Annotated in this window: 21 protein-coding genes and 5 tRNA genes; 11 read left to right on the forward strand and 15 right to left on the reverse strand. The window is 71.3% G+C overall.

Annotated features, from left to right (window positions below):
• Nucleotides 1-320 (forward strand): DUF4282 domain-containing protein (locus tag Q0A33_RS01840; protein ID WP_291792249.1); only part of this gene is annotated, 320 nt, incomplete at its 5' end.
• Entirely contained in the window at nt 317-817 is a 501-nt protein-coding gene (locus tag Q0A33_RS01845; RefSeq protein ID WP_291792252.1) for a DUF4282 domain-containing protein, read from the forward strand. The genes Q0A33_RS01840 and Q0A33_RS01845, both read left to right, overlap by 4 nt.
• A gap of 80 nt (nt 818-897) precedes the next feature.
• On the opposite strand, the gene Q0A33_RS01850 is transcribed toward Q0A33_RS01845, so the two are convergent.
• Nucleotides 898-970, reverse strand: a tRNA-Glu gene (locus Q0A33_RS01850).
• Between the two features lie 220 nt (nt 971-1,190).
• Between Q0A33_RS01850 and Q0A33_RS01855 the strand changes: the two genes are divergently transcribed.
• The gene (locus Q0A33_RS01855; RefSeq protein WP_363316522.1) at nt 1,191-1,886 is read left to right on the forward strand and encodes a flavin reductase family protein; all 696 of its coding nucleotides are present in this window, start codon (nt 1,191-1,193) and stop codon (nt 1,884-1,886) included.
• 135 nt (nt 1,887-2,021) lie between these two features.
• On the opposite strand, the gene Q0A33_RS01860 is transcribed toward Q0A33_RS01855, so the two are convergent.
• The 6 genes from Q0A33_RS01860 to Q0A33_RS01885 form a co-directional block, all read right to left on the reverse strand.
• Nucleotides 2,022-2,094 (reverse strand) — tRNA-Glu (locus Q0A33_RS01860).
• A gap of 72 nt (nt 2,095-2,166) precedes the next feature.
• Nucleotides 2,167-2,238: transfer RNA gene (locus Q0A33_RS01865), tRNA-Gln, on the reverse strand.
• 74 nt (nt 2,239-2,312) lie between these two features.
• A tRNA-Glu gene (locus Q0A33_RS01870) sits at nt 2,313-2,385 on the reverse strand.
• A 72-nt stretch (nt 2,386-2,457) separates the two neighbouring features.
• Nucleotides 2,458-2,529 (reverse strand) — tRNA-Gln (locus Q0A33_RS01875).
• A 188-nt stretch (nt 2,530-2,717) separates the two neighbouring features.
• Entirely contained in the window at nt 2,718-4,202 is a 1,485-nt protein-coding gene (gltX, locus tag Q0A33_RS01880) for a glutamate--tRNA ligase (protein WP_291792254.1), read from the reverse strand.
• A 74-nt stretch (nt 4,203-4,276) separates the two neighbouring features.
• A complete protein-coding gene (locus Q0A33_RS01885; protein ID WP_291792257.1) occupies nt 4,277-5,086 on the reverse strand; it encodes a fumarylacetoacetate hydrolase family protein in 810 nt (269 codons plus the stop codon).
• Nucleotides 5,087-5,169: 83 nt separating this feature from the next.
• On the opposite strand from Q0A33_RS01885, the gene Q0A33_RS01890 reads away from it, so the two are divergent.
• Entirely contained in the window at nt 5,170-8,037 is a 2,868-nt protein-coding gene (locus tag Q0A33_RS01890; protein WP_291792260.1) for an ATP-dependent helicase C-terminal domain-containing protein, read from the forward strand.
• A gap of 5 nt (nt 8,038-8,042) precedes the next feature.
• Here the strand turns inward: Q0A33_RS01890 and Q0A33_RS01895 are convergent, their stop codons facing one another.
• From Q0A33_RS01895 to Q0A33_RS01905, 3 genes are read right to left on the reverse strand one after another with little or no spacing between them, the layout of a single operon-like run.
• On the reverse strand, nt 8,043-8,477 hold the full coding sequence (locus Q0A33_RS01895) for a TA system VapC family ribonuclease toxin (RefSeq protein ID WP_291792264.1): 435 nt from the start codon (nt 8,475-8,477) through the stop codon (nt 8,043-8,045).
• Nucleotides 8,467-8,700, reverse strand: a complete 234-nt coding sequence (locus Q0A33_RS01900) for a hypothetical protein (RefSeq protein ID WP_291792265.1) — start codon at nt 8,698-8,700, stop codon at nt 8,467-8,469. The genes Q0A33_RS01895 and Q0A33_RS01900 overlap by 11 nt, the downstream gene beginning before the upstream one ends.
• A 53-nt stretch (nt 8,701-8,753) precedes the next feature.
• Nucleotides 8,754-9,677: a LysR family transcriptional regulator gene (locus Q0A33_RS01905; RefSeq protein WP_291792268.1), complete on the reverse strand. Its 924-nt coding sequence runs from the start codon at nt 9,675-9,677 to the stop codon at nt 8,754-8,756.
• A gap of 135 nt (nt 9,678-9,812) precedes the next feature.
• Here Q0A33_RS01905 and Q0A33_RS01910 point away from each other — a divergent pair, with 135 nt between their 5' ends.
• Nucleotides 9,813-10,850, forward strand: a complete 1,038-nt coding sequence (locus Q0A33_RS01910) for a malate dehydrogenase (RefSeq protein ID WP_291792271.1) — start codon at nt 9,813-9,815, stop codon at nt 10,848-10,850.
• A 329-nt stretch (nt 10,851-11,179) separates the two neighbouring features.
• Here Q0A33_RS01910 and Q0A33_RS01915 read toward each other — a convergent pair whose 3' ends face one another.
• Nucleotides 11,180-11,590 carry a hypothetical protein gene (locus tag Q0A33_RS01915; protein ID WP_291792273.1) on the reverse strand — a complete coding sequence of 137 codons (411 nt, stop codon included), beginning with the start codon at nt 11,588-11,590 and terminating at the stop codon, nt 11,180-11,182.
• A 253-nt stretch (nt 11,591-11,843) separates the two neighbouring features.
• On the opposite strand from Q0A33_RS01915, the gene Q0A33_RS01920 reads away from it, so the two are divergent.
• From Q0A33_RS01920 to Q0A33_RS01935, 4 genes are all read left to right on the forward strand, one after another.
• On the forward strand, nt 11,844-13,316 hold the full coding sequence (locus Q0A33_RS01920) for a DHA2 family efflux MFS transporter permease subunit (protein ID WP_291792276.1): 1,473 nt from the start codon (nt 11,844-11,846) through the stop codon (nt 13,314-13,316).
• 174 nt (nt 13,317-13,490) lie between these two features.
• Nucleotides 13,491-13,976, forward strand: a complete 486-nt coding sequence (locus Q0A33_RS01925) for a GNAT family N-acetyltransferase (RefSeq protein WP_291792279.1) — start codon at nt 13,491-13,493, stop codon at nt 13,974-13,976.
• Nucleotides 13,977-14,025: 49 nt separating this feature from the next.
• Nucleotides 14,026-14,433, forward strand: a complete 408-nt coding sequence (locus Q0A33_RS01930) for an SgcJ/EcaC family oxidoreductase (protein ID WP_291792283.1) — start codon at nt 14,026-14,028, stop codon at nt 14,431-14,433.
• A 73-nt stretch (nt 14,434-14,506) separates the two neighbouring features.
• Entirely contained in the window at nt 14,507-14,725 is a 219-nt protein-coding gene (locus Q0A33_RS01935; RefSeq protein WP_291792286.1) for a hypothetical protein, read from the forward strand.
• Nucleotides 14,726-14,823: 98 nt separating this feature from the next.
• Here Q0A33_RS01935 and Q0A33_RS01940 read toward each other — a convergent pair whose 3' ends face one another.
• Together Q0A33_RS01940 and pabB are read right to left on the reverse strand one after the other, a co-directional pair.
• Nucleotides 14,824-15,933 (reverse strand): aminotransferase class IV, encoded by a 1,110-nt coding sequence (locus Q0A33_RS01940; RefSeq protein ID WP_291792289.1) that lies wholly within the window; start codon nt 15,931-15,933, stop codon nt 14,824-14,826.
• Entirely contained in the window at nt 15,926-18,157 is a 2,232-nt protein-coding gene (gene pabB, locus Q0A33_RS01945; protein ID WP_291792292.1) for an aminodeoxychorismate synthase component I, read from the reverse strand. Before pabB ends, Q0A33_RS01940 begins: the two co-directional genes overlap by 8 nt.
• 159 nt (nt 18,158-18,316) lie before the next feature.
• On the opposite strand from pabB, the gene Q0A33_RS01950 reads away from it, so the two are divergent.
• Together Q0A33_RS01950 and Q0A33_RS01955 are read left to right on the forward strand one after the other, a co-directional pair.
• Complete coding sequence (locus Q0A33_RS01950) at nt 18,317-19,339, forward strand: 3-methyladenine DNA glycosylase (RefSeq protein WP_291792295.1); 1,023 nt, start codon at nt 18,317-18,319, stop codon at nt 19,337-19,339.
• Nucleotides 19,340-19,435: 96 nt separating this feature from the next.
• Nucleotides 19,436-20,221 carry a SurA N-terminal domain-containing protein gene (locus Q0A33_RS01955; RefSeq protein ID WP_291792298.1) on the forward strand — a complete coding sequence of 262 codons (786 nt, stop codon included), beginning with the start codon at nt 19,436-19,438 and terminating at the stop codon, nt 20,219-20,221.
• Nucleotides 20,222-20,301: 80 nt separating this feature from the next.
• Here Q0A33_RS01955 and Q0A33_RS01960 read toward each other — a convergent pair whose 3' ends face one another.
• Both Q0A33_RS01960 and Q0A33_RS01965 read right to left on the reverse strand, forming a co-directional pair.
• Nucleotides 20,302-22,299 carry an FAD/NAD(P)-binding protein gene (locus Q0A33_RS01960; protein ID WP_291792301.1) on the reverse strand — a complete coding sequence of 666 codons (1,998 nt, stop codon included), beginning with the start codon at nt 22,297-22,299 and terminating at the stop codon, nt 20,302-20,304.
• On the reverse strand, nt 22,296-22,513 hold a 218-nt coding region (locus Q0A33_RS01965; protein WP_291792304.1), incomplete at its 5' end, for a hypothetical protein. The genes Q0A33_RS01965 and Q0A33_RS01960, both read right to left, overlap by 4 nt.

A 22,513-nucleotide genomic window follows, 5' to 3' on the forward strand; every position in this document is an offset into this window, starting at 1 on the left:
CACTCGCCGCGGACGGCAAGGGCTTCTTCCGGACGCTCTTCGATCTGAAGTTCGAGAGCTTCGTGGCACTGAAGTTCTCCGCGATCATCTACGTCCTCTACATCGCGTACTTCGCGCTCATCTGGCTGAGCTTCGTCGTTCTCTCCTTCATCCTCATGAGCGAGTCCACCGGCACGGGCGTCACCCTGCTCCTGCTCACGGTGCTCCTGGGCTGGATCCCGGCGCTGCTCTGCGTGCTGGTGGTGCGCGTCGTCATCGAATTCCTGGTCGCCGGCATCCGGACGGCCATCAACACCGGAAAGCTGGCGGAACGGTCATGACAGCACAGTCTCCCTACGGTTCGCAGCCGACACCCGGGCAGGGCGGCCACCCCCAGCCCGGCCCCACCCCGCAGGGCCCTGCCGGGTTCGCACAGCAGGGTCCCGGATTCGCTCAGGCCGCCCCCGGACCCGCACCACAGGGCAGACCCGCGGGCGAGGCCGGGTTCCTCCGCTCGCTCTTCGACCTGAAGTTCGAGAACTTCGTGACGATCAGGTTCGCCTCGGTCATCTACGTCATCGCGATCGTCCTCGCGGTGCTCAGCTACATCGGCACCGTGCTCACGGCCATCAGCATGGGAGCCGCGGGCAGCTTCATCTCGTCCTACGGCTACAGCTCAGGGATCGGCGCGGGAGGCGTGCTCCTCATCATCGCCGCGATCCTGCTGGGCTGGATCCCGTCGCTCATCCAGATCATCTTCACGCGCGTGATCATCGAGTTCGTCGTGGCGAATGTGCGCACCGCGCAGAACACGCAGAAGCTGGTGCAGCGCGGCTGAGCCCGGTGGCCCGCCGCCCACGCGCAGAAGCCCGGTTCCTGGAGGGGAACCGGGCTTCTGCGTCTCCGTGCGGAGTGCTGTACCCCCGAGCAGGTTCGAACTGCCGTTTCCGCCTTGAGAGGGCGGCGTCCTGGGCCACTAGACGACGGGGGCCTCGTGCTCGGCGCTTCCGCCGCTCACAGGATGAAGAGCTTACCCCACCCGGAACCCGCCTCCAACTCCGCGCACAGTGACCTCGCACACGGAGCGATCCCGTGGGATGATCGCAGGGAGGAACGGCACCGCGCGGGCGCGGAGGCGGCCCCGGGGCCCACACCGGGCTCGCGCACGCGGAGCAGGTGACCAGAGACAGCGCCTGCGATCAGGAGGACGGATGAGCACAGCGGCCGGAAGGCCCACCACCGGATCGAGCACGGGCCGCGCCGGGGCCGGGCTGCCCGCCGCGGGAGACAGCCGCGGTTCCGCCTGGACGGTCGGCGCCCTCGGGCGCTCACGCCGGCGCACTGCGGCACCGGCGGCCGCTGCCCACGAGGTCCGCATGAGCCTCGCGGCCGAGGACTCCTCCGCCTACGGCGACGTGTCAGAGACGCGCATGCGGCACGTGATGAGCGGTTTCGCCACCGGGGTGGCCGTCGTCACCGCCTCCACTCCCGCCGGACCGGCCGGCATCACCTTCCAGTCCTTCACCTCGCTCTCACTCGATCCTCCGCTCATCTCCTTCAACCCCACGCGCACATCGACGACATGGCCGCGGATCCGCCGCGCCGGGCGCTTCTGCGTGAATGTGCTGGGAGCGGAGCAGGAGCACCTGGCACGGATCTTCTCCCACCCCTCCGGCGGCCCGGCGGGCGCCGCCGCGCAGTTCTCCGGGGTGAGCCACCGGCTCTCCGAGCTGGGTTCGCCCCGCCTCAGCGGCGCGCTGGCCTGGATTGAGTGCACGCTGGAGGCGGAGTACGACGGCGGCGACCACACGATCGTCGTGGGACGCGTGGCGGGAATGAGCACGGTGGAGAACGCCGGCCCGCTTCTGTACTTCCGCGGCGGCTACGGCACCTTCGCCCAGCACTGACGGCCGGCGGAGAGCCTGCGCGCGGTGCGCTCCGCACTCGCCGTCCCACCTCCGGCGGTGCGCGGACGGCTGCGACGCGGGATGCGCAGAAGCCCGGTTCCTATGCGGGAACCGGGCTTCTGCGTGAAGGATCTGTACCCCCGAGCAGGTTCGAACTGCCGTTTCCGCCTTGAGAGGGCGGCGTCCTAGGCCACTAGACGACGGGGGCGCATGAACTGCCTCCTCTGCACACGCCTGCCCGACTCACGGGGAGAGGGAGGGTGAACAGTGAAGCTGTCCGCTGGGCTACCAGGACTCGAACCTAGAATGACGGTACCAGAAACCGTTGTGTTGCCAATTACACCATAGCCCATCGAGGCCCGGTGCGTGCCGTTCCTCGCTGTCTTCCGCAAGAGGACCTCCGATGGAGACCGTTGCAGTGAAGCGTACCCCCGAGCAGGTTCGAACTGCCGTTTCCGCCTTGAGAGGGCGGCGTCCTAGGCCACTAGACGACGGGGGCGCATGAACTGCCTCCTCTGCACACGCCTGCCCGGCTCACGGGGAGAGGGAGGGTGAACAGTGAAGCTGTCCGCTGGGCTACCAGGACTCGAACCTAGAATGACGGTACCAGAAACCGTTGTGTTGCCAATTACACCATAGCCCACTGCTTCGAGAGTCCGGAGCACCCGCCGAATCACCTCCGGCGGCTCTCCGTTGCCCTCGGCAACGAGAGACAACTATACGCGGCCGCGGCGGTCGATGCAAAGCCGCAGCCGCTCCGCCCGGGTGATCTGCACCACCCGAGCGGAGCGGTTCCATGCGAGAGGCCGCGGCCTCAGCCCTGCGGCCCGCTCAGCCCTGCGCGGCGAGGTGCGCGGAGAGTGCGCGCAGACGGGTGAGCGAGGACTCCCGGCCCAGGATCTCCATCGATTCGAACAGCGGCGGGGAGATCCGGTGCCCGGACACCGCCACGCGCAGCGGCCCGTAGGCGAAGCGCGGCTTGATCTCCAGTCCCTCGACCAGCGCGGCCCCCAGCACCTCCTCCAGGCGCGCGGCCGTCCACTCGTCCTCGCCCAGGGCTTCGAGCGCGGTGAGGGAGGCCTCGAGCACCTGCGGCGCGGAGTCCTTGAGCGTCTTCAGCCCATCCTCGGTGAGTTCGAGCTCGTCATCCGCAACGAACAGGAAGCGGAGGAGATCCGGGGCCTCGCCCAGCAGCTTCATGCGGGTCTGGACCAGCGGAGCGGCGGCGGCGAGGATCGACTGCTCGCGCTCGCTCAGGGTCTCCCCCACGACGCCGGCCGCGCGCAGGTAGGGCACCAGCCGCTGGCGGAAGTCGTCCTCGTCCAGCAGGCGGATCTGGTCGGCGTTGATCGCGGTCGCCTTCTTCACGTCGAAGCGCGCCGGGTTGGGGTTGACGTCCCGGATGTCGAAGGCCTGCACGAGCTCCTCGACGGAGAACACGTCCCGGTCCGAGCCGATGGACCAGCCCAGCAGCGCGAGGTAGTTGATGAGCCCCTCGCGGATGAAGCCGTTCTCCCGGTGCAGGAAGAGGTTGGACTCCGGGTCCCGCTTGGAGAGCTTCTTGTTGCCCTGGCCCATGACGTACGGGAGGTGACCGAACTCCGGGGTGAAGGCCGCGACCCCCACGTCCTTGAGCGCCTCGTAGAGCACGATCTGGCGCGGGGTCGAGGAGAGGAGGTCCTCACCGCGGAGCACGTGGGTGATGCCCATGAGCGCATCGTCCACCGGGTTCACGAGGGTGTAGAGGGGCTGGCCGTTGGCGCGGACCACCACGAAGTCCGGGACGGAGCCGGCCTTGAACGTGATCTCGCCGCGGACCAGGTCCGTGAAGGTGATGTCCTCGTCCGGCATCCGCACGCGCAGGACCGGCTCACGGCCCTCGGCGCGGAAGGCCGCCTTCTGCTCGTCCGTGAGATCCCGGTCGAAGCCGTCGTAGCCCAGCTTGGGGTCGCGGCCCGCGGCCCGGTGGCGCGCCTCGATCTCCTGATTGGTGGAGAAGGACTCGTAGAGGTGCCCGGCGGCGGTGAGCTTGGCGATGACCTCGGCGTAGATGTCGCCGCGCTCGGACTGGCGGTAGGGGCCGTCCGGGCCGCCCACCTCGATCCCCTCGTCCCAGTCCAGCCCCAGCCAGCGCATCGCCTCAAGGACCTGCGAGAAGCTCTCCTCGGAGTCACGGGCCGCGTCCGTGTCCTCGATGCGGAAGACGAAGGTGCCGCCGGTGTGGCGGGCATAGGCCCAGTTGAACAGGGCGGTGCGGATCATGCCCACGTGCGGGGTGCCCGTGGGTGAGGGGCAGAAGCGAACCTTGGTGGTCACGCGAGGGTCCTTTCGAGGAGCTTTGGAGGAGCTGAGGGGATGGGGAGCGGAGGCGTGCGGGAGGGCGAGCGCCCTCAGGCGTCCATGACGGGGTTGACGAGCAGGCCGAGACCGTCGATCGCGATGGAGACGCTGCTGCCGGACTCGATCCGCCCCACTCCGGCGGGGGTGCCGGTGAGGATGACGTCGCCGGGGAGCAGGGTGATGGTCTCCGTGATGTGCTCGATGAGAGCGGGGATGTCTAACACGAAGTCCTCCGTGGAGCCGTCCTGGCGGAGCTCGCCGTCCACCCAGCTGCGGATGCGGACGGCCTCCGGATCGAACTCGGTCTCGATCCAGGGGCCCAGCGGGCAGGAGGTGTCGAAGCCCTTAGCCCGCGACCACTGCTTGTCCTGCTGCTGGATGTCGCGGAGGGTGACGTCGTTGGCGGCGACGTAGCCCAGCACGTGCTCGTAGGCCTTCTCCGCCGGCACGCCCTTCGCCACCCGGCCGATCACCACGGCCAGCTCCGCCTCGTAGGAGACGTTCTCACTGATCGCCGGCAGCCGGACGGGCTCGCCGGGGCCCACCACTGCGGTGTTGGGCTTGAAGAAGGTGAGCGGGGAGACCGGCACCTCGTTGCCCAGCTCCGCCGCGTGGTCTGCGAAGTTGCGGCCCACTCCCACCACCTTGGAGCGCGGGATGATGGGGGCCAGGAGCCGGACCTCGTCGTAGCGGAGGCGCTCGCCGGTGGACTGTGCCGGGGAGAAGAACGGATCGGTGTCGAGGACCGCGATCTCCAGCCCGGAGGTGTCGACGCTGCCGTCCTCGGCGATCTCCGGCAGCTCTCCCTCGACGACTCCGTAGGCGGGTGCGTCCTTGTGGACGAATCTGATGATGCGCATGCGGGCCAGTCTAGTTGTGTACGGACTGTGTGATACCCGCGGTGACTGCGAGAGCCTCGTGCAGTCTGCGAGAGACTGGGGAGGTGACTCGACGCTCTCCCCTCGCCCCGCACGGCTTCGCCCTGGACCGCATCTCCTCCGGTCTGCCTGCCGCCGCCCTCGTCCCGCAGCTGCGTGCACTTGCGGAACAGACCGCTGCCGCAGGCGGGTCCGGTGTGCGTGCCGTGATCGAGGCACCGCCCGGCACCGGCAAGACCACCGTGGTGCCGCCCGCGCTGGCAGCGGTGCTGGCGGAGGGGGCGATGCCCGGCGGTCCGATGTCCGCAGATCCCGCGGCCGAGGCCGGCTCCCCTCCCCCGCGCATCCTCGTCACCCGGCCCCGGCGGATGGCCGCCCGCGCCGCAGCCGCCCGCCTAGCACAGCTGAGCGGCCTGCAGGTGGGCGAGGAGGTGGGCTTCACGGTGCGGGGAGAGTCGCAGGCCGGACGGCGGACGCGGATCGAGTTCGTCACGACGGGTGTGCTCCTGCGTCGCCTGCTGCGCGACCCGGAGCTGGGTGGTGTGCAGGCGGTGGTGCTCGACGAGGTGCACGAACGCAGTCTGGACACGGACCTGGCCTTCGGCATGCTCCACGAGCTCGCGGAGCTGCGCGAGGATCTCTCGCTGCTCGCGATGTCCGCCACGCTGGACGCGGGAGCATGGGCGGAGCTGCTGGGTGAGGACGGTGCACCCGCGCCCGTGCTCAGCATCGAAGCGGTGACGCATCCTCTCACCGTCCGCTGGGCTCCGCCGCCGCAGCGCGCCCTCGACGCCCGCGGGGTGCGGCCGGACTTCCTCGTCCACATGGCCGAGACGGTGCACCGAGCGGTGGAAGAAGCGGCGGAGGACGAGGCAGGGACAGCGCCGGACCCGGGAGCCGGGCCGGCGGACGTCCTCGTGTTCGCTCCCGGCCGGCGGGAGGTGGAGCGCCTCACGGGTCTCATCCGGGACCGGGTGCCGGGCGAGGTGCTCACGCTCACCGGCTCCACTCCCCCGCGCGAACAGCAGCGGATCCTCGCGGCACGGGAGGGTGCGACCCCCGCCTCCCGGCGCCGGATCGTGGTCGCGACCTCCGTGGCGGAGTCCGCCCTCACCGTGCCCGGCGTGCGGGTGGTGGTCGATTCGTGCCTGGCCCGGGTGCCGCACTTCGACACCGGGCGCGGCATGGGCGGGCTCGTCACGGTCCGTGAGTCCAAGGCCTCCGGCGCGCAGCGCGCCGGACGTGCGGCGCGCCTGGGTCCCGGCACCGTCTGGCGCTGCTGTGCGGAGTCCGACTGGGCGGCGTTCCCCGCCGCCGCCCCGCCGGAGGTGCTCACGGCGGACCTCACCTCCGCCGTCCTCGACCTCGCGGTCTGGGGCTCGCCCGGCGGTGCGGGGCTGCCGCTCCCCACTGCACTGCCCACGCCGGGGGTGACGGCGGCGGCACGCACCCTCCACGGCCTCGGCGCCCTCGAATCCGCGGATCCCAGCGCCCGGGCCACCGCACTGGGCCGTCGCCTCTCCCGGGTGCCTGCGGACCCGCGGACCGCGCGCGGGCTGCTCCTGGCCGCACCGCTCATCGGCACGCGGGCCGCGGCGGAGTGTGCGGCGCTCCTGTCTGCTGATGTGCGAGTGGAGGACGGCGACCTCGCAGAGGCCCTGCGCCGCGCCCGGAAGGGACACGCGCCCGCAGGCTGGGCCGCGACCTGGACCGCGGAGGCGAAGCGGCTGGCCGGGGTGGCCGGGCGCGGTACGCAGACGCCGGGACGGAGCGGGGGCCGGCGCACGCAGAGCGCCGCGGCACCCCTCGCCCACGATCATGCCCCGCCATTCGATCCCGCACGGCTCCGCACGGCGGAGGACCAGCTGGGCCTGTTCCTCGCCCTGAGCAGACCGGAGCAGCTGGCCCGCAGACGCGAGTCCGGGGACGAGTACCTGCTCGCCTCCGGCACCGGCGTCCAGCTGCCGCGGGGATCCCGGCTGCACGGTGAGGCCTGGATCGCCGTCGCCGAGGTGGGCCTCGCGGGCGAGCGCCCGCTCCTCCGCGCGGGCGTGGGGATCGACGAGGACCTCGCCCTCTGGGCGGGTGAGGCACTGCGGTCCACGACCGAGGAAGCCGCGTGGGCAGAGACGGACAGCGGTGCCGCGCTGCGTGCGAGGAAGGTGGAGCGGCTGGGCGCGATCGTGCTCTCGTCCACACCCGTGCCTGTGGGGATCGCCGCCGCACGCAGGGCCGTGGCCCGGCGCACCGCCGAGGCGTTCGCGGCGCTCACCGCCGGAACCGAGGCGGCCGTCGCGTTCGCAGACCTCGCCTCGGCTGCGGAGATCGAGGAGTTCGAGCTGCTGCGCGGACGCCTGGGACTCCTGCATGCGACTCTGGGCGCACCGTGGCCGGACGTACGAGCAGACGCCCTGACCGGACGCACGGCGGACAACGGGAGCACCGGCGTCCCGCCCTGGCTGGAGCAGGAGGTCGAGCGTGCAGCGCGGGCACTGGTGAAGGGCGGCCGCGGGAGTGCTGTGAGGATGCGCCTTCACAGCGCCCTCCAGGCGCTGCTGCCGTGGCCGGAGGCAGCGCGGCTGGACGAGCTCGCGCCGCTGCGGGTGGAGGTGCCGTCCGGTTCGCACGTGCGCCTGCGCTATCCCGCGCCCGAGGCCGGAGGAGCGCCGGTGCTCGCCGTGAAGCTGCAGGAGATGTTCGGGGCGGAGACCGGACCCGCGGTGGTGCTGGGACGGGTGCCCGTGGTCCTCCACCTCCTCTCACCGGCGCGGCGGCAGCTGGCAGTGACGGCGGACCTCTCCGCGTTCTGGTCAGGCGCCTATGCACAGGTGCGTGCGGAGAACCGTGGGAAGTACCTCAAGCATCCGTGGCCGGAAGACCCGCGCACTGCCACGGCCACGGCGCTCACGAAGAAGCGGGCCGGGCTGCAGTGAGGGGCTCACTCAAGCAGCCGGACCAGAGAGCGGTCCGCCTGCGACAGCGAAGCCGCGATCTTTCGATCGAACGTTGCCAGCCACCCATCATGTCCAGCGATGAGGTTCAGGAGATGATAGTCGGTGACCTGTCGATAGCCGCCCAGTCCTCGCAGGTCCACAGTGGGCTCAACGAGCGAAGAGTCATCTTCAAGCAATGCCCATCGGCTGTCAGCGCGAAGGCTTCCGAGTGAGCGACGTGCATCTGCCATTCCTACAGCGGTTCCGGCGATCTTCGGGTTCATCGCCAACCGCAGAAAGGCGCTTTCCGTGAACGGAGTGGTAGCAAAACGCCGGACTTCGTTGAACCAAGCCGCGGCCGACTCATGATGAACATGACCTCTGTGGAAAAGAGCGATCAGCACATTGGCATCGGGGAGCTCCAGCTCGTCAGTCTTCATCGAGCGCATTTTCGACGTCTGCGTCAGTGATCACATGATCCTTCGTCACCGGCAACATGACGAGACGGTTCGCCGCCCCTCGCGGAGGAACGCCCTCCCCTGCTCGGTCGAGTCCGCGGAGCCCGAGTTCTGAGACGGCCTGCCCGACGGTCACACCGAGACGGCGGGCCCGCTCGCGCGCAGCGGCCAGCAAGCGCTCATCGAGGTCCAGAGTAGTGCGCATTCTCACATTCTAGGTGAGGGGTGACCAAGACGCACGGGTGCGGGCGAACACACTCACCCCTCGGCTGCGCGGGCGAGGAAGTCCCACAGCGACTGTGCGGGCGGCGAGAGCGGCACCGCCGCACGCACGAGAGCGATCTCCCGTGACCGATCCTCTTCGCCGGCGGGCTCACCGGCCAGCGGCACCTCGGCGGTGCCGGGCAGAGGCGAGGGCAGCGCCGGGAGCAGCGCAACGCCCATGCCCAGCGCCACGAGCTCGCGGATCGCCGCGAACTCGGCGGCCTCGATGTCCACCTGCGGCGTGAACCCCGCGGCGGCGCACCACGCTTCCGTGAGACGCCGCAGATGGAACGGGCGCGGCGTCCCGATGAACTGCGCGTCCGCGAGCTCTTCGAGACGGAGCACGTCCCTGCCCGCACACGGGTGGGCCTCGGGCAGCACCGCGACGATCCTCTGCCTCCCCATCACCCGGTGCTCGAGCGTTCCCCGGACACCGTCCTCCGGGCCGGGCGCGGGGATGGTGAGGGCGAGGTCGAGCCTGCCGAGCCGCAGATCCTCGAACAACGCCGTGCCGTGCGCCTGCCGCAGCTCCATCCTGATGCCGGGATGCGCACGGCGGAACGCGGCGAGCAGTTCCGGCGCCCGCCCCTGCCCCATCGTCAGCGGGAAGCCGAACCGCACCCGCCCGCCCTCCGGATCCGCCTCACCCGCCGTCGCCGCGATCGCGCGCTCCAGCGCCGCCAGGGGCCCGCGGACCGCTGCGGCAAGCTCCCGCGCGCGGGGTGTGAGAGCGGCACGGCGTCCCGTCCGCACCAGCAGCGGGAACCCCCACAGATCCTCCAGCGCCCTGATGCGGCGGCTCAGCGTGGACTGCGGGATCCGCAGCGACTGTGCGGCCGCCGTGACGAAGCCGTCCTGCTCGTCCGTCTCCAGCAGCGCCCGCAGCTCCGGGGCGAGGCGCCCCATCCATTCATCCATATTCGGATGCTATCGGAGCAAACCATCATTGGACGGATGACTGTGAGGGTCGGCACGATGGAGCCACCCGCACCCTGCGGGCCGCCGCGCCGCCACGGCGCACAGACAGCGGTCCGCTCGTCACAGGAGGACGCCATGACCCGCACACTCGCCGTCACCGGAGCAGCCGGCAGCATCGCCTACAGCCTTCTCTTCCGCCTCGCTGCCGAGGCCTCCCGGAGTGCTCCGGGCGATTCCGAGAGGATAAGCCTGCGCCTCCTGGAGGTGCCCGCAGTGGTGGACCGTCTCGAAGGCGTGCGCATGGAGCTCGAGGACTGCGCGTTCCCCGCACTGGAGGCGATCGTGTGCACGGCCGATCCCGAGGAGGCGTTCGCCGGAGTCGACGCGGCGCTCCTGGTGGGCTCCGCGCCGCGCCGGCCGGGCATGGACCGCGCGGATCTGCTGGAGGCCAATGGTGCCATCTTCGCGGAGCAGGGCAGGGCGCTGGGGACGGGCGCACACCCGGACGCACGGGTCGTGGTGGTGGGCAATCCGGCCAACACCAACGCCCTCATCGCCGCCGAGCACGCGCAGCGCGCACCCCGCGCCGATGGCGAGGTCCTCTCCGCGGACCGCTTCACCGCTCTCACCCGGCTGGACCACAACCGGGCGCTCGCCCAGCTCGCGGCGCGGACGGGCACACCGGTGAAGAGCATCGAACGGCTGGCGATCTGGGGCAATCACTCGAACACGCAGTTCCCGGACCTGGGCAGCGCGGCCATCGCCGGTGAGCCCGCCATGCAGGTGCTCGCCCGGGTGTGTGGAGGCCCGGACGCCGCCGAGGCCTGGGTCGCAGGGGACTTCATCCCCACAGTGGCCGGGCGGGGAGGTGCGGTGATCGAGGTCCGAGGCGCCTCCTCGGCGGCGTCTGCGGCCTCGGCGACCCTCGATCACCTGAGGGACTGGACGCACGGCACGAGGGGTCGCTGGGCGTCGATGGCCGTCCGCTCGCACGGGGAGTACGGAGTGCCCGCTGGGCTCATCAGCTCCTTCCCCTGCGTCGTGGACGCAGACGGCTCCGCCCGCGTCGTCGAAGGGCTCGAACTCACCGCCGAGCAGCGGTCGCGCATCGACGCCTCCGTCGCGGAGCTCGAGGAGGAGCGGGCGGCGGCCGAGCGCCTGGGGTTCCTGTGAGGCCGAGAGACGATGCAGGCTTGATCTCGACGTGGAACCGGAGCCCAGGGTGCTCCGCACGTTCCTCTCGCTGGGCATCCGGGGATTCGTGAGCAAGTCCGCGGAGCCCGGACACATCGCCCAGGTGATCCAGACCGTCCATGAGGGCCACCGCTGGATCGTCGTGGACGTCTCCGCCGCGGCCAGCCAAAGGAAGTGTCCGGAACTACCTCTCCAGCGCGATCAGCAAGACGAACACCCGCACCCGGCACGATGCGGCTCGCTGCGTCCGCGAACACGACTGGCTGTGAGGGCACCGCCGGTTGCGGCAGGAGGCCCCGGTTCCCCGCTCACTCCCCGCGGTGCTCCTCCAGCCAGGCCGCGGCAGTGCGCGCCGGCACCCGGGTGAGCCAGGCCTCGGCCAGCAGCTCGCGGAGGAACTCGACGCTCAGGGCGTCCAGGCGGGCGAGGACCACCGGATACCCGTCGAAGTGGGCGACCGTGAAGAGCACCTCTGGATACGCGGCCAGCAGCTCATCCTTGGCCTCCAGACCGTCTGTCCGCAGTGCCAGGACCACTCGGTCCGGCCACTCGCCGCCGTCCTCAGCGAGGCGGGCGAGGTCCGCCTTGGAGGGAGCGCGCTCCCAGGCGAAGAGCCCCTTCGCCGTGCGCCAGGCCTCACCGGCCTGCTGGCCGAGCGGCTTGGCGAAGGCACCGGGGAAGTCCTCCACCGCCTCGCGCACGTCCTGCAGCGTCGCCATGCGCCCAGGATACGCCCACAGAAACTCTGTGAAGTGAGTGAGAGCACACTGACACGCCACGTCGCAGGCTGTAGCATGTTCCGCGTGAAGTAAGCAGCCCGCAGCATTCAGCAGACCCTCAGCGCACCGGGACCATCCCGCTCTCGCGCTGCCGTATCGAGCTCTGCCCGCGCGAGGCCCGCACTTCACGGTGTCCCGGCATTCGTCGCCCGTCCTCCCAGGCAGACCGCTCCCCGTGCACTAAGGACGACCTATGGCCTCCGACACCTCCCGCGCCCCTGCGGACACCGCACAGCATCCGCCCTCCACGACCGGGATCGACCCCGCCGGCATGCGGGTCATCTGGCTGCTGCTCGTCGCCGCGTTCGTGGCGATCCTCAACGAGACGACGATGGCGATCGCCATCCCGGAGCTCAACCGGACACTGGACATCCCGCCGGAGCTGGGCCAGTGGCTCACGAGCGCCTTCATGCTGACGATGGCCGTGATCATCCCCACGACCGGATTCCTCATCCAGCGCTTCACCACGCGCCAGATCTTCCTGGCCGCGATGATCGCGTTCTCGCTCGGCACTGCGCTGTGCCTCGCGGCCCCCGGCTTCCCCCTGCTCCTGGCGGGCAGGATCGTGCAGGCCGCCGGCACCGGCATCATGATGCCGCTGCTCATGACCACCATGATGAACGTCGTCCCGCCGCACTCCCGCGGCCGGATGATGGGCCGTGTGGGCCTCGTGATGTCGCTCGCCCCGGCCATCGGACCCACCATGTCCGGCATCGTCCTGGACCACCTGGGCTGGCGCTGGCTGTTCGGCATCGTGCTGCCCATCGCCCTCATCGCGCTGGCGCTGGGCGCGAAGTGGATGACGAACCTCGGTGAGACCACGCATGCGCCGCTGGACGTCCTCTCCGTGATCCTCTCCGTCTTCGCTTTCGGGGGCATCGTCTACGGTCTCAGCCAGTTCGGCGGGGGCCACGGCGGCGAGGCCTCCGGCTCCGCGCTGAACGGCTGGGCAGTGATCGGCGGCGGCGCGTTCTTCCTCGCCCTCTTCGTCTGGCGCCAGCTGGTCCTCCAGCGCGAGGACCGCGCCCTTCTGGACCTGCGCATCTTCCGTTCGCGCAACTATGTCCTCGCGGTCATCATCATGGCGGTGGTGGCGCTGTCGATGTTCGGCACCTTCGCGCTGCTTCCGCTCTACCTGCAGAACGTCGCGCAGCTTCCGCCCACACAGGCGGGCCTGGTGCTGCTGCCCGGCTCCATCCTCATGGGAGTGCTGGGCCCGGTCATGGGCCGCATCTACGATTCGCGCGGCCCCAAGACCCTGCTGGTCCCCGGCACGGTCATGATCGCCGCGGCGATGTTCTTCTACTCCACGGTGAGCGTGCACACTCCGGTGCTGCTGCTCGTCGTGGCGCAGACGGTCATGTCGCTGGGGCTCGCAGCCTCCTTCACCCCGCTGTTCTCCGCCTCGCTGGGATCCCTGGACCGCACCCTGTACTCGCACGGCTCCGCCGCGCTCAACACCCTGCAGCAGGTGGCGGGAGCCGCCGGCACGGCGCTGCTCATCGCCATCTACTCCTCGTTCCTGCATGCGGGAGAGGCCGCCGGGGTGGAGGTCGCCGAGGCCGGTGCGCCGGGAGCTCGCGCGGCGTTCTTCGTGGCCGCGTGCATCGCGATCGCGCCGATGGTGCTCGCCTACTTCATCCGCAAGCCGGCGGATCAGGAGTGAGGCACCCCTGAGCAGCACGCGCGCCGCGAAGCCGTGAACCCTCGGCAGGCGACGAGGACGCCGCTCCGCTCACGCGTCGGGTGACGCGTGAGCGGAGCGGCGTCCTATCAGGTGAAGGTCTTGCCGCAGCCGCGCCGAGGTGCGAGTCTGGGACGGCGAGGACGGGAGACGGCGATGGAGCACACGGTTCGCAGGGCGGGCACCGCGGATGCGCACCTCCTCGGGCAGCTGCTGTTCGATTTCAACACCGAGTTCGAGGCCCCCACGCCGACGGCCTCCGCTCTCGCTGAGCGGTTCCGCTCGCTGCTCGCCGGCACCGACCTCGTCGCCTTTCTCGCGGAGTGTGCAGAGGGAGTCGAACATCCGGCAGTCCGCACGAGCGGTTTCGCGCTGCTCAGCCTCCGCCCTACACCGTACTCCGAAGGTCCCCTGGCACAGCTAGAGGAGCTCTACGTCCGGCCCCCTCTCCGCGATCAGGGCATCGGCACGGCCCTCCTGGGTGCGACGTCGGCGCATGCTCGTTCCCGCGGCTCGCTCGAGATGCACATCGGCGTCGATGAGATCGATTCCGACACCCGTCGATTCTACGAACGCCACGGCTTCGTCAACGTCCAGCCCGGTCAGGACTACCGGATGCTCCTCTATCTGCGTGAACTGTGATGGGCCCGCGCCGCGGCTGCCCCGTGACGAAGAACGAGGAGCTCATGACATGACACGCACGTCCGACGAAGAGCAGATCCGCGCACTCATCACGCACTGGGTCACGGCAATCCAGCGTGGAGATCTCGCCGGGGTCCTCGACCACCACGCGGAGGACATCGTGATGTTCGATGTCCCTCCTCCCGAACGCGGGGTGCGTGGGCTGGGCCGATACAGCGCGACCTGGTCAGGATTCTTCGAGTGGATCGCCTCCGGTGCAGTCTTCGACATGGTCGAACTCGAGGTCCGGGCGGGAAAGGACACAGCCTATGCCTTCGCCCTGCTGAGATGCGGGACTCCTGAAGACCTCGCCGGATCCCCCGAGCAGCGCCTCCGCATCACCCTGGGCCTGGTGAAGCACGCCGGCGAATGGCTGGTGCAGCACGAACACCATTCCTTCACCTACACCGCAGGCTGATCCGCCGTACCGCTCTGCAGGCTGAACGACGCTCGCCGCAGGGTGGAGAGAGCACTCGAAGAACGGAGCACTCATGGGACGGCCCGCAGGGTTCGAGTACGAGGAGCACGGCGACGGCACGGTCGCCATCCGCCATCACGGTCGCGTCGTGACCCGGCTGCGCGGCGGGCGCGCTCAGAAGTTCCTCGCCGAGGCGCAGAGCGGCGACGGCCAGCTGGTCATGGCCCGCTGGACCGGCAACTACAAGCACGGAAACGAACGCACCTCCCGGCAGCATCCCCGCAACCGCTGAGCGCACCGCAGGCACCTGCCCTCACGGGAGACGCGTATCCGCCCCTCCGCGTGGAGCGTGCGCCACCACCACCTGCGCCCGCGCTGCGCGGATGAGCCTCACTGCGCCTCGAGCCAGGCGCTCCACCGCGCGAATCTCCGCTCCCGCTGCCGCTCGACGTCGCCGGAGACGAAGTCCGCGGGCCGGGCGAGCACTCCGTCGTCCGCTCCGCGACCCGTCCATGCCCGCACTCTCCGCAGGCCGTGGAGGGCGTTCGCGATCCACACCTCCCGGCTGAGGAGGTCTGTGAGAGGCACACGCCGCTCGCGCACCTCGATCCCCCGCCGCTGGGCCTCCTCGACGAGGAGCCCCACGGTCACACCCGCGAACACCCCCAGCCGCGGATCCGGCACGCAGAGCGCGTCCTCCTCCCACCACAGCAGGCTGGCGTGGGCGGCCTCGACCACCACGCCCTCCGGCGTGCACAGCAGTGCGTCCTGCGAGTGCCACTCCGCCGCCTGCGTCCGGAGCTGCGCGAGCCTGTCCAGATCCGGCCCTTTCACCGCCGGATGGGTACGCGGGTCCGGCACCTCCGGCACCCAGAGTGAGACCGCCTCGCCGCGTGGGGGCGCGGGGCGCAGTCGGAAACGCAGCTGAGGCACAGATCCCTCTCGCACCGGGGACACGAGCTCGATCCGGGGGAACCACTCCCCGCGGCAGAGCAGGCTCCGGGCGAGGCGGTCCCAGAAGTCCGGCTGCTCCACGAGCGCCACCGGACCGGGCCCGAGGCCGCCGCGAGCACCCTGCGCGGTCTCCTGTTCCTGGGCGATCAGCCCCAGAGCGGCACCCGGCACCAGGGAGGCCCCCTGTGCCTCACACGCCAGGGTGAACCGCGCCGCATGACGGTCGAAGGCGCGGACATGCCCGTCTCTCACGAACCAGGAGTCCGCGGCGAGGAGCGCGGGAGGAGCCTGCCCCGTGCCCCCGTCCTCGGACGGCTCCCCTGCAGGCTCAGCGCCCTCGGCCCGGTCCGCCGCTGACCGCTCCTCCTCGAACCGCTGCGACCGCCGGTTCCACACCCACAGCCCCGGAGCCTCGAAAGCGGGCCCACCAGGACCACCGCGGTCAGGCCGGGCCTCCTGCGCCTGCTCCTGCATCTGCCCCTCACCGCGCTCACGCCGCGGCTCGGAGCTGTGCTCCGCGCCGCCGTGCTCCGCGTCCTCAGACACCCTCTTCCTCCTCCTTCAGCAGCCGCAGCAGCGGTGCCGCCTTCACCTGCGTCTCCGCATATTCCTCGTCCGGGTCCGAGAGCGCCACGATCGCCCCTCCCACCCCGCTGCTCAGCCTGTTCCCCGTGTGCACGAGCGTGCGGATGACGACGCTGAGGTCCACCGCGCCGCTCAGGGAGAACCAGCCGAGCGCACCGCTGTACACACCGCGCGGCCCACCCTCGAGCGCATCGAGGAGAGCCATCGTCCGCACCTTGGGCGCACCCGTCATGGACCCGGGAGGGAACGCCGCACGGACGCACTCCACCGACGAACGGTCCGCGGCGAGCCGTGCGGACACCGTACTCACCAGCTGGTGCACCGTCGCGTAGCTCTCCACCGCGAAGAGGCGTTCCACGTGCACGGTCCCGGCCTCCGCCACCCGGCCCAGGTCGTTGCGGACGAGGTCCACGATCATGAGGTTCTCGGAGCGGTCCTTCTCCGCCGTGAGCAGCTCCTCCCGGAGCCCGGCGTCCTCCGCCCCGGTCCGCCCGCGCGGCCGTGTGCCCTTGATGGGCGAGGACTCCGCCCGGCCTTCCGCATCGATGCGGAGGAACCGCTCCGGGGAGGTGCTCATGACGGTGAACGCCTCTCTGTCCCCCAGCTCAGGGAAGCGCAGGAACGCACCGAACGGAGCCGGGTTCCGACGCCGCAGACGCAGGTAGGTGACCCAGGGGTCCACGGCCCCGGCGAGTTCGACGCCGAGCTCGTTCGTCAGGCAGGCCTCATAGGTCTCCCCCGCGGCGATGAGCTCCTGCACCTCCGCGATGAGCGAGAGGTAGTCGTCCTGCGAATGCCGGGCCCGCAGCGCGGGAGAGCCGGTCCGTGCGCCCTGGCGGCCACCCGCGGGAGGTTCCGCCGAGGTGTCCGGGCCGAGGCCGCGAATCACCGCCGCAGTCTCCTCCAGCCACCGCTGGGCGGATCCCGCCGCCCCGCCGTCCGGCAGCGCGAGCAGGTGCGCGGAGGACGTCTCCGCGTCCCACACCACCGCCCGGTCGAGAAACACGAATGCGGCATCCGGGGTCTCTGCGCGGTGAGTGGAGACCCCTCCGCACTCGGCCTTGAGCTCGTAGCCCAGGCATCCCACCCAGCCGAGGGCGAAGGAGCAGCCGTCCACCACCTCCGCGACGGTGTCCTGCCCGCGCAGCTCTGCCTCCAGCCAGTCGAAGAACCCTGTGCGCAGCGTCTCCGGCGAGCGGCCTCTCCGCTGCACGGTCACGGTGCCGGCACTCACGTCCGCCCACGCGCGCGCAGCACCGGGACCCGAGGGCGCGCCCATCACGGAGAAGCACCCGCGGGGATCGCCGGGCAGGTTGCCGTCCAGCCAGACAGCGCAGTCCTCGGCACCGTAGAGGGCGTGGAAGATCTGCTCCGGAGCCGCCGCGGTCGTGAGCGTGCGGAGCAGAGGAGCGGTGCGAGGCGCCTCCTGCACGACGGGTGTGCGACAGCCCAGCCCTGAGTGCTCCGGCAGTGGAGGCGCCGCGTGCGTCCGCTCGCCGTGGTCCGGCGCAGGGCGTGCGCTGCGCATCTCCCGTACGGATCGCCTCTCGGCGTGTTCCCGTGCCAGCCGTGCGAAGTTCTCCAGCAACCGGTCGCCGTGCTCGGCGAGCACGGATTCGGGGTGGAACTGCACGCCCCAGAGCGGGAGCTCCGTGTGTGCGAGGCCCATGACCGTGCCGTCGTCCGCACGCGCCGTCACGCGCAGGACGCCGGCCGTGCCCGCGACCTCGCCGCGCGGCCCCTCCTCGACCACCAGCGAGTGATAGCGCACGGCGGTGAAGGGATCCGGCAGGCCCGCGAAGACACCCTCGCCCGCGTGCCGCACCGGCGAGGTGCGTCCGTGCCGCGGCTCAGGCGCGCGCACCACGGCGGCGCCCAGCGCGTGTGCGATCCCCTGATGCCCCAGGCAGACCCCCAGCACGGGGACCGTGCCCCGGGCCAGCGCCTCTGCGATCACGTCCGCGCTGATCCCCATGTCCTCCGGATGCTCCGGTGTGCCCGGTCCCGGCGAGACGACGACGGCGTCCACGGAGTCCAGCACGGCGCTCTCCCAGCCGGTCCAGTCGTGCGGCACGACGCGCGGAACCGCCCCCGTCACGCGCGTAATCTGATGCACGAGGTTGTGCGTGAACGAATCGTAGTTGTCGACGACGAGCACACGGAGGGCGGGCTGGATCCCTGGCATGCGCAGATTCTCCCACGAGCGGACCGCCCTCCTGCGCCGGCGTGCCCCGCGCTCCGGCCCGCCCCGCGCAGTCCCTGCACCGTCCGTGCCCGCACGCCGCCGCAGTGCCCCGTGCTCGCCTGGCCGTGCTCCTTGCGCCCGGTCCCTACACTGGAGGCGATGTCCACCGCTCCCGTCTCCCCCGCCACCCCGGACGCGCCTCCGCTCACCCTGCTCACCGCCGCCGAGGCCGCCGCACGCGCCGCCGCACATGAGGCGGCCGTGCGCTCCCGGACCCGTGCGCACCTGGAGCGCCGCTCCCGCGGAGAGAAGCATCCCGTCGAGGACTTCCTCTACACCTACTACCCCTTCACGCCCGGACAGCTGGCGACCTGGCACCCCGGCGCGGGGACGGCGGTGAGTGCCGAGGCCGGCGCGGAGCCCGAGGCCGACGCCACGGCCACGGCCTCGGCTGACGCCCAGGCCGCCGTCCTCTCCCGGCTCTCCGCACGCAAGTGGTACCGCGCCCGGGCCCTGCCGGACGGCACCTCGGTCCTCACCCTGGACCTGACCGCGTGGCGTGAGGCCCGCGGCTCCGGCGCCCACTTCATCCGCGACCTGCTGGCGCGGACGCTGGGGCGCGAAGGCACCTTCGGCTGCTTCGGCCTGCACGAGTGGGCGATGGTCTACAAGCAGACGGACGAGGAGCACCGCCACACCCAGGTGCCCCTGCGCCTGAGCCGCGCGGACACGGACGCAGTGGTGGAGGGCCACCGCATCCGCTGCTCCCACTTCGACGCCTTCCGCTTCTTCACACCGCCCGCGCGCCCGCTCAACACCCTCGCACCGGCGCGGGAGACCATGCGGGAGATGGAGCAGCCCGGCTGCCTGCACGGCGGCATGGACCTCTACAAGTGGGCGATGAAGCTGGGCCCCGTGGTGCCGAGCGAGGTGACGCTCGCCGCCTTCGACCTCGCCCGGGAGATCCGCGTGCTGGACATGGAGGCGAGTCCCTACGACGTGCGCGGCTGGGGCTACGACGCGGTCGCGATCGAGACACCGGAGGGCAAGGCGGAGTACGTGCGCCGCCAGCGGGAGTTCGCCGAGCGCGGCAACGCGATCCGCCGTGACCTGCTCAGCGCGCTCGACTCCGCCCTGGGCGCCTGGCAGCCCGGCTGCCCGGCGGCTCGGCAGCCCCGCTGACCCGCTGACCCGCTGACCGGCGACGATGCGAGTGTGTGTACGCCGTGGAGCTTGAAGGTGTACCGTCGCACTCCCCGATCGCTGAGGAGTCCATATATGCGGATCGCACCCACCCTCGTCGCACTCGCGGCAGCCGGCCTCGTCGCACTCGCAGGCTGCGGGTCCGGCGGTGACCAGCCCGAGCAGGACGGATCCGCGCAGGCGGAGTCCGCGCCGGCCGGGCAGGAGGGCGCTGCTCCGGACGGCGGCGCGGAGGGCCAGCCGCAGGTGCCCGAGGCCGATCTCGAGGGCGTCCCCGAGGTCGTCGCCGAGGTCAACGGCGAGGAGATCTCCCGCGAGGAGTTCACGAAGAACTACGAGGGCCAGCTCCAGCAGAGCGCCATGCAGTCCGGCGGCGAGGAGGTCGACCAGGACACGCTCAAGAAGCAGGTCGCGCAGATGCTCGTCGACAACAGGCTCCTCACCCAGGCTGCGGAGGACGCGGGCATCGAGCCCACGGAGAAGGACGTCGAGGACACGCTGGAGGACATCGCCGCCCAGAACGGCATGGGCTCCGCGGACGAGGTCGTGTCCGCCCTCTCCGAACAGGGCATCAGCGAGGACAAGATCCGCGAGGACGCCGCCTCACAGTTCCGGGTGAACACCTACGTCCAGCAGGAGGGCGACATCAAGGAGCCCACGGAGGAGGAGCTCCGCACGCAGTACGACGGCTACGTGGAGCAGATGCAGTCCGGCGGCGGCGCACAGCAGTCCCAGGTCCCGCCGTTCGAGGAGATCCGCGATCAGCTCGCGCAGGAGATGGTGACCCAGCAGCAGAACGCCGCCGCCCAGGAGATCGTCAAGGGACTGGGCGAGGACGCGGACGTGACGATCAACCTCTGAGCGCGCAGCCTGGGGGCGCGGGTGCCTCAGCCGTGCGCGGCGGGCCCGCCCACGGCCTCGGCCGCCGTCGTCCCCGCGCCTCACGCATATGGCGCTGCGGTGCTCGCCCGCTGCGGTGAGAGCACGTGCTGCAGGGACCGCACCATCCGGGCGTTCTCCCGGAACACGCGCCCGTCGATCCCCGGACGGGTGAAGGCCTCCGCCACCCCGCCTGCGACCGAGGGGCCCACGAGGAACAGGCTCCGCTGCGTGCCGCCGTCCGGGCGCACCGCGCGGCAGTCGGCATCCGCCACCAGCTTGGCCGCGCCTCCCCCGCTGTCCTCCAGCAGCAGGTGTCCGTCCTCCAGCAGTCCGCGCAGCAGCGTGTCCGTCGCCCGTGCCGCACTCACCGGTGCCAGGCGGGCGTCCACGAGCCACCGTGCCCGCACCTCGTCCGGGTGGGCACCGCTCGTCGCGACGAAGGCGGGGTCCCCCGCATCCACACGCACCCGCACATCGGCGCCGAGGAAGCGCACGATGCCCGCCCGGTGCAGGGCAAGCAGGTTCTCCAGCCGCTCCGGGGGCGGGCCGGAGGCGATGTAGGAGAACAGGCCGTGGAAGCGGCCGTCGACATTGCGGATCCTGTCTGCCGAGGTGAACACCCCCTGGCCCACCAGCTCTCGCGTGACGTAGTACGCGGAGACGAGCGCGAAGAACACCGCGGCGTCCTGGGAGTACCGGGCATCGGCCGCCCTGTCGATCTCCGCACGCGTATGCCAGGCGACCTCCGCCTCGAACTCCTCCTGCGAGGCGAAGGAGGCTCCGGCGAAGGGCCGGTCCAGTCCGCTCAGGTCGAAGCGGTCCGCGGGGTCCGGCACCGTCCACTCCGCGAAGCGGATCCATTCCGCCCGGCACCGCTGTGCGGTCACCGGCTCCCCCGCGACGAACGCCCGGTGCCAGTCCGCGAACAGCCGCCCGTACTCCTGCGCCGAGGCCGTCGTCCGGCCCTCGTACCGGGTCGCCAGCTCCGCGTAGTGGGCATGGGCGAGCTCCGCCTCGAGCAGCGGGAAGAGCACGGTTTCGCAGTCCACCGTCCCGTCCGCACCGCACAGGCCGCGCACGGTGTCCGCCGTGAGCCAGCGGGTCGGACCGATCCGCAGCCCCTCGGGCCGGTGGCCCAGCTTGGACTTGTAGGGGACACCGCGGCCGGAGCCCGCCCAGAGCACCGGCTCCCGGCCGGAGGGGTGGTAGACGACGGGACCGTCTGCGGAGCCGTCCGCACCGGCCACGCGCTCGAAGCGGCCGCCGCGGTCTTCCGTGAGCATCATCATGGCGTCCACGAAGGCCAGTCCCAGTCCGCGCACCAGCACGTCCTCGCCCGCGGGCAGACCGCTGAGGTCCACGTCCGCGGTGTAGCCCGGAGCGGTGTACCCCAGCCCGGACCGTGACGCCTGCTCCCGCAGCTCCGCCGTCTCCGCGTCGTCCGCGACCTCGAGGAAGCCCTGTGCGAGCACCAACGCGTCCGCGAGCACCGTCTGGTAGCGCGGGGTGCCGGCGCCTCCGGGTGCGGCCGGACCGCGGGGGTGGGCGGAGTCGTGCGGATGCCCGGTCCCGTACTCCTCGTAGGAGACGATGTGCCGGTCCCCGAGGGGCTCCGCCGCGAGCGCCCGCCCCCGCACCGTCTCGAGCACGAAACCGTCCGGGAGCTCCTGCTGCGCCCGCGCGTAGGCCCATCCGAGGTATTCCGCCTGAATCCGTCGCGGAGCGAAGTCCGTGCCCCGCAGCCCTGCGGCGGGAGCGCCCAGGTGCTCCAGGTCCCGCCCCGCGGCCCACTCCGCGAGGCTCGGACCGCTGAGGGAGGGGAACTCCGCGCCCTCGTCCGGGAAGATCGTCACGTCCTCGGCCAGCGAGTTCATCCAGAGCGTGGGCGACTGCGCGTGCCGCCAGATCCTCCCGCCGCCGGCGGGGAACGGATCGACGACCAGGATCTCCAGACGCTCCGGGAACGCCGCGCGATCCGCCCGAGCCGCGGCGGCGAGCGCGAGGAGCAGCCCCGTCGTCTTGGGCCCTCCGCCCACGAACACCAGGCGGGCAGTCATCGGCGGACTCCGGCACCGGCCGGCGGCACGGAGGGGGCGGCAGGTCCGGGAGCGTCGGCGGACGCGGCTCCGGAACCGGCCGCGAGAGCGAGCGCCTCGTCCGCGGTGACGGTGCCTCCGTCGTCGAGCACGACGAGTTCGCGGCTCCGCGCCGCGGCGCGGAGCCGCGAACTCGTCGTGCTCGACGACGGAGGCACCGTCACCGCGGACGAGG

Source organism: Brevibacterium sp., assembly GCF_022712115.1.
Lineage (GTDB): Bacteria > Actinomycetota > Actinomycetes > Actinomycetales > Brevibacteriaceae > Brevibacterium > Brevibacterium salitolerans.

Coding starts and splice junctions, on each gene's coding strand:
- Q0A33_RS01845 (WP_291792252.1), top strand. CDS start 317: ATGACAGCACAGTCTCCCTACGGTTCGCAGCCGACACCCGGGCAGGGC.
- Q0A33_RS01855 (WP_363316522.1), top strand. CDS start 1,191: ATGAGCACAGCGGCCGGAAGGCCCACCACCGGATCGAGCACGGGCCGC.
- Q0A33_RS01885 (WP_291792257.1), bottom strand. CDS start 5,086: ATGCGCATCATCAGATTCGTCCACAAGGACGCACCCGCCTACGGAGTC.
- Q0A33_RS01895 (WP_291792264.1), bottom strand. CDS start 8,477: ATGAAGACTGACGAGCTGGAGCTCCCCGATGCCAATGTGCTGATCGCT.
- Q0A33_RS01900 (WP_291792265.1), bottom strand. CDS start 8,700: ATGCGCACTACTCTGGACCTCGATGAGCGCTTGCTGGCCGCTGCGCGC.
- Q0A33_RS01905 (WP_291792268.1), bottom strand. CDS start 9,677: ATGGATGAATGGATGGGGCGCCTCGCCCCGGAGCTGCGGGCGCTGCTG.
- Q0A33_RS01910 (WP_291792271.1), top strand. CDS start 9,813: ATGACCCGCACACTCGCCGTCACCGGAGCAGCCGGCAGCATCGCCTAC.
- Q0A33_RS01915 (WP_291792273.1), bottom strand. CDS start 11,590: ATGGCGACGCTGCAGGACGTGCGCGAGGCGGTGGAGGACTTCCCCGGT.
- Q0A33_RS01920 (WP_291792276.1), top strand. CDS start 11,844: ATGGCCTCCGACACCTCCCGCGCCCCTGCGGACACCGCACAGCATCCG.
- Q0A33_RS01925 (WP_291792279.1), top strand. CDS start 13,491: ATGGAGCACACGGTTCGCAGGGCGGGCACCGCGGATGCGCACCTCCTC.
- Q0A33_RS01930 (WP_291792283.1), top strand. CDS start 14,026: ATGACACGCACGTCCGACGAAGAGCAGATCCGCGCACTCATCACGCAC.
- Q0A33_RS01935 (WP_291792286.1), top strand. CDS start 14,507: ATGGGACGGCCCGCAGGGTTCGAGTACGAGGAGCACGGCGACGGCACG.
- pabB (WP_291792292.1), bottom strand. CDS start 18,157: ATGCCAGGGATCCAGCCCGCCCTCCGTGTGCTCGTCGTCGACAACTAC.
- Q0A33_RS01950 (WP_291792295.1), top strand. CDS start 18,317: ATGTCCACCGCTCCCGTCTCCCCCGCCACCCCGGACGCGCCTCCGCTC.
- Q0A33_RS01955 (WP_291792298.1), top strand. CDS start 19,436: ATGCGGATCGCACCCACCCTCGTCGCACTCGCGGCAGCCGGCCTCGTC.
- Q0A33_RS01960 (WP_291792301.1), bottom strand. CDS start 22,299: ATGACTGCCCGCCTGGTGTTCGTGGGCGGAGGGCCCAAGACGACGGGG.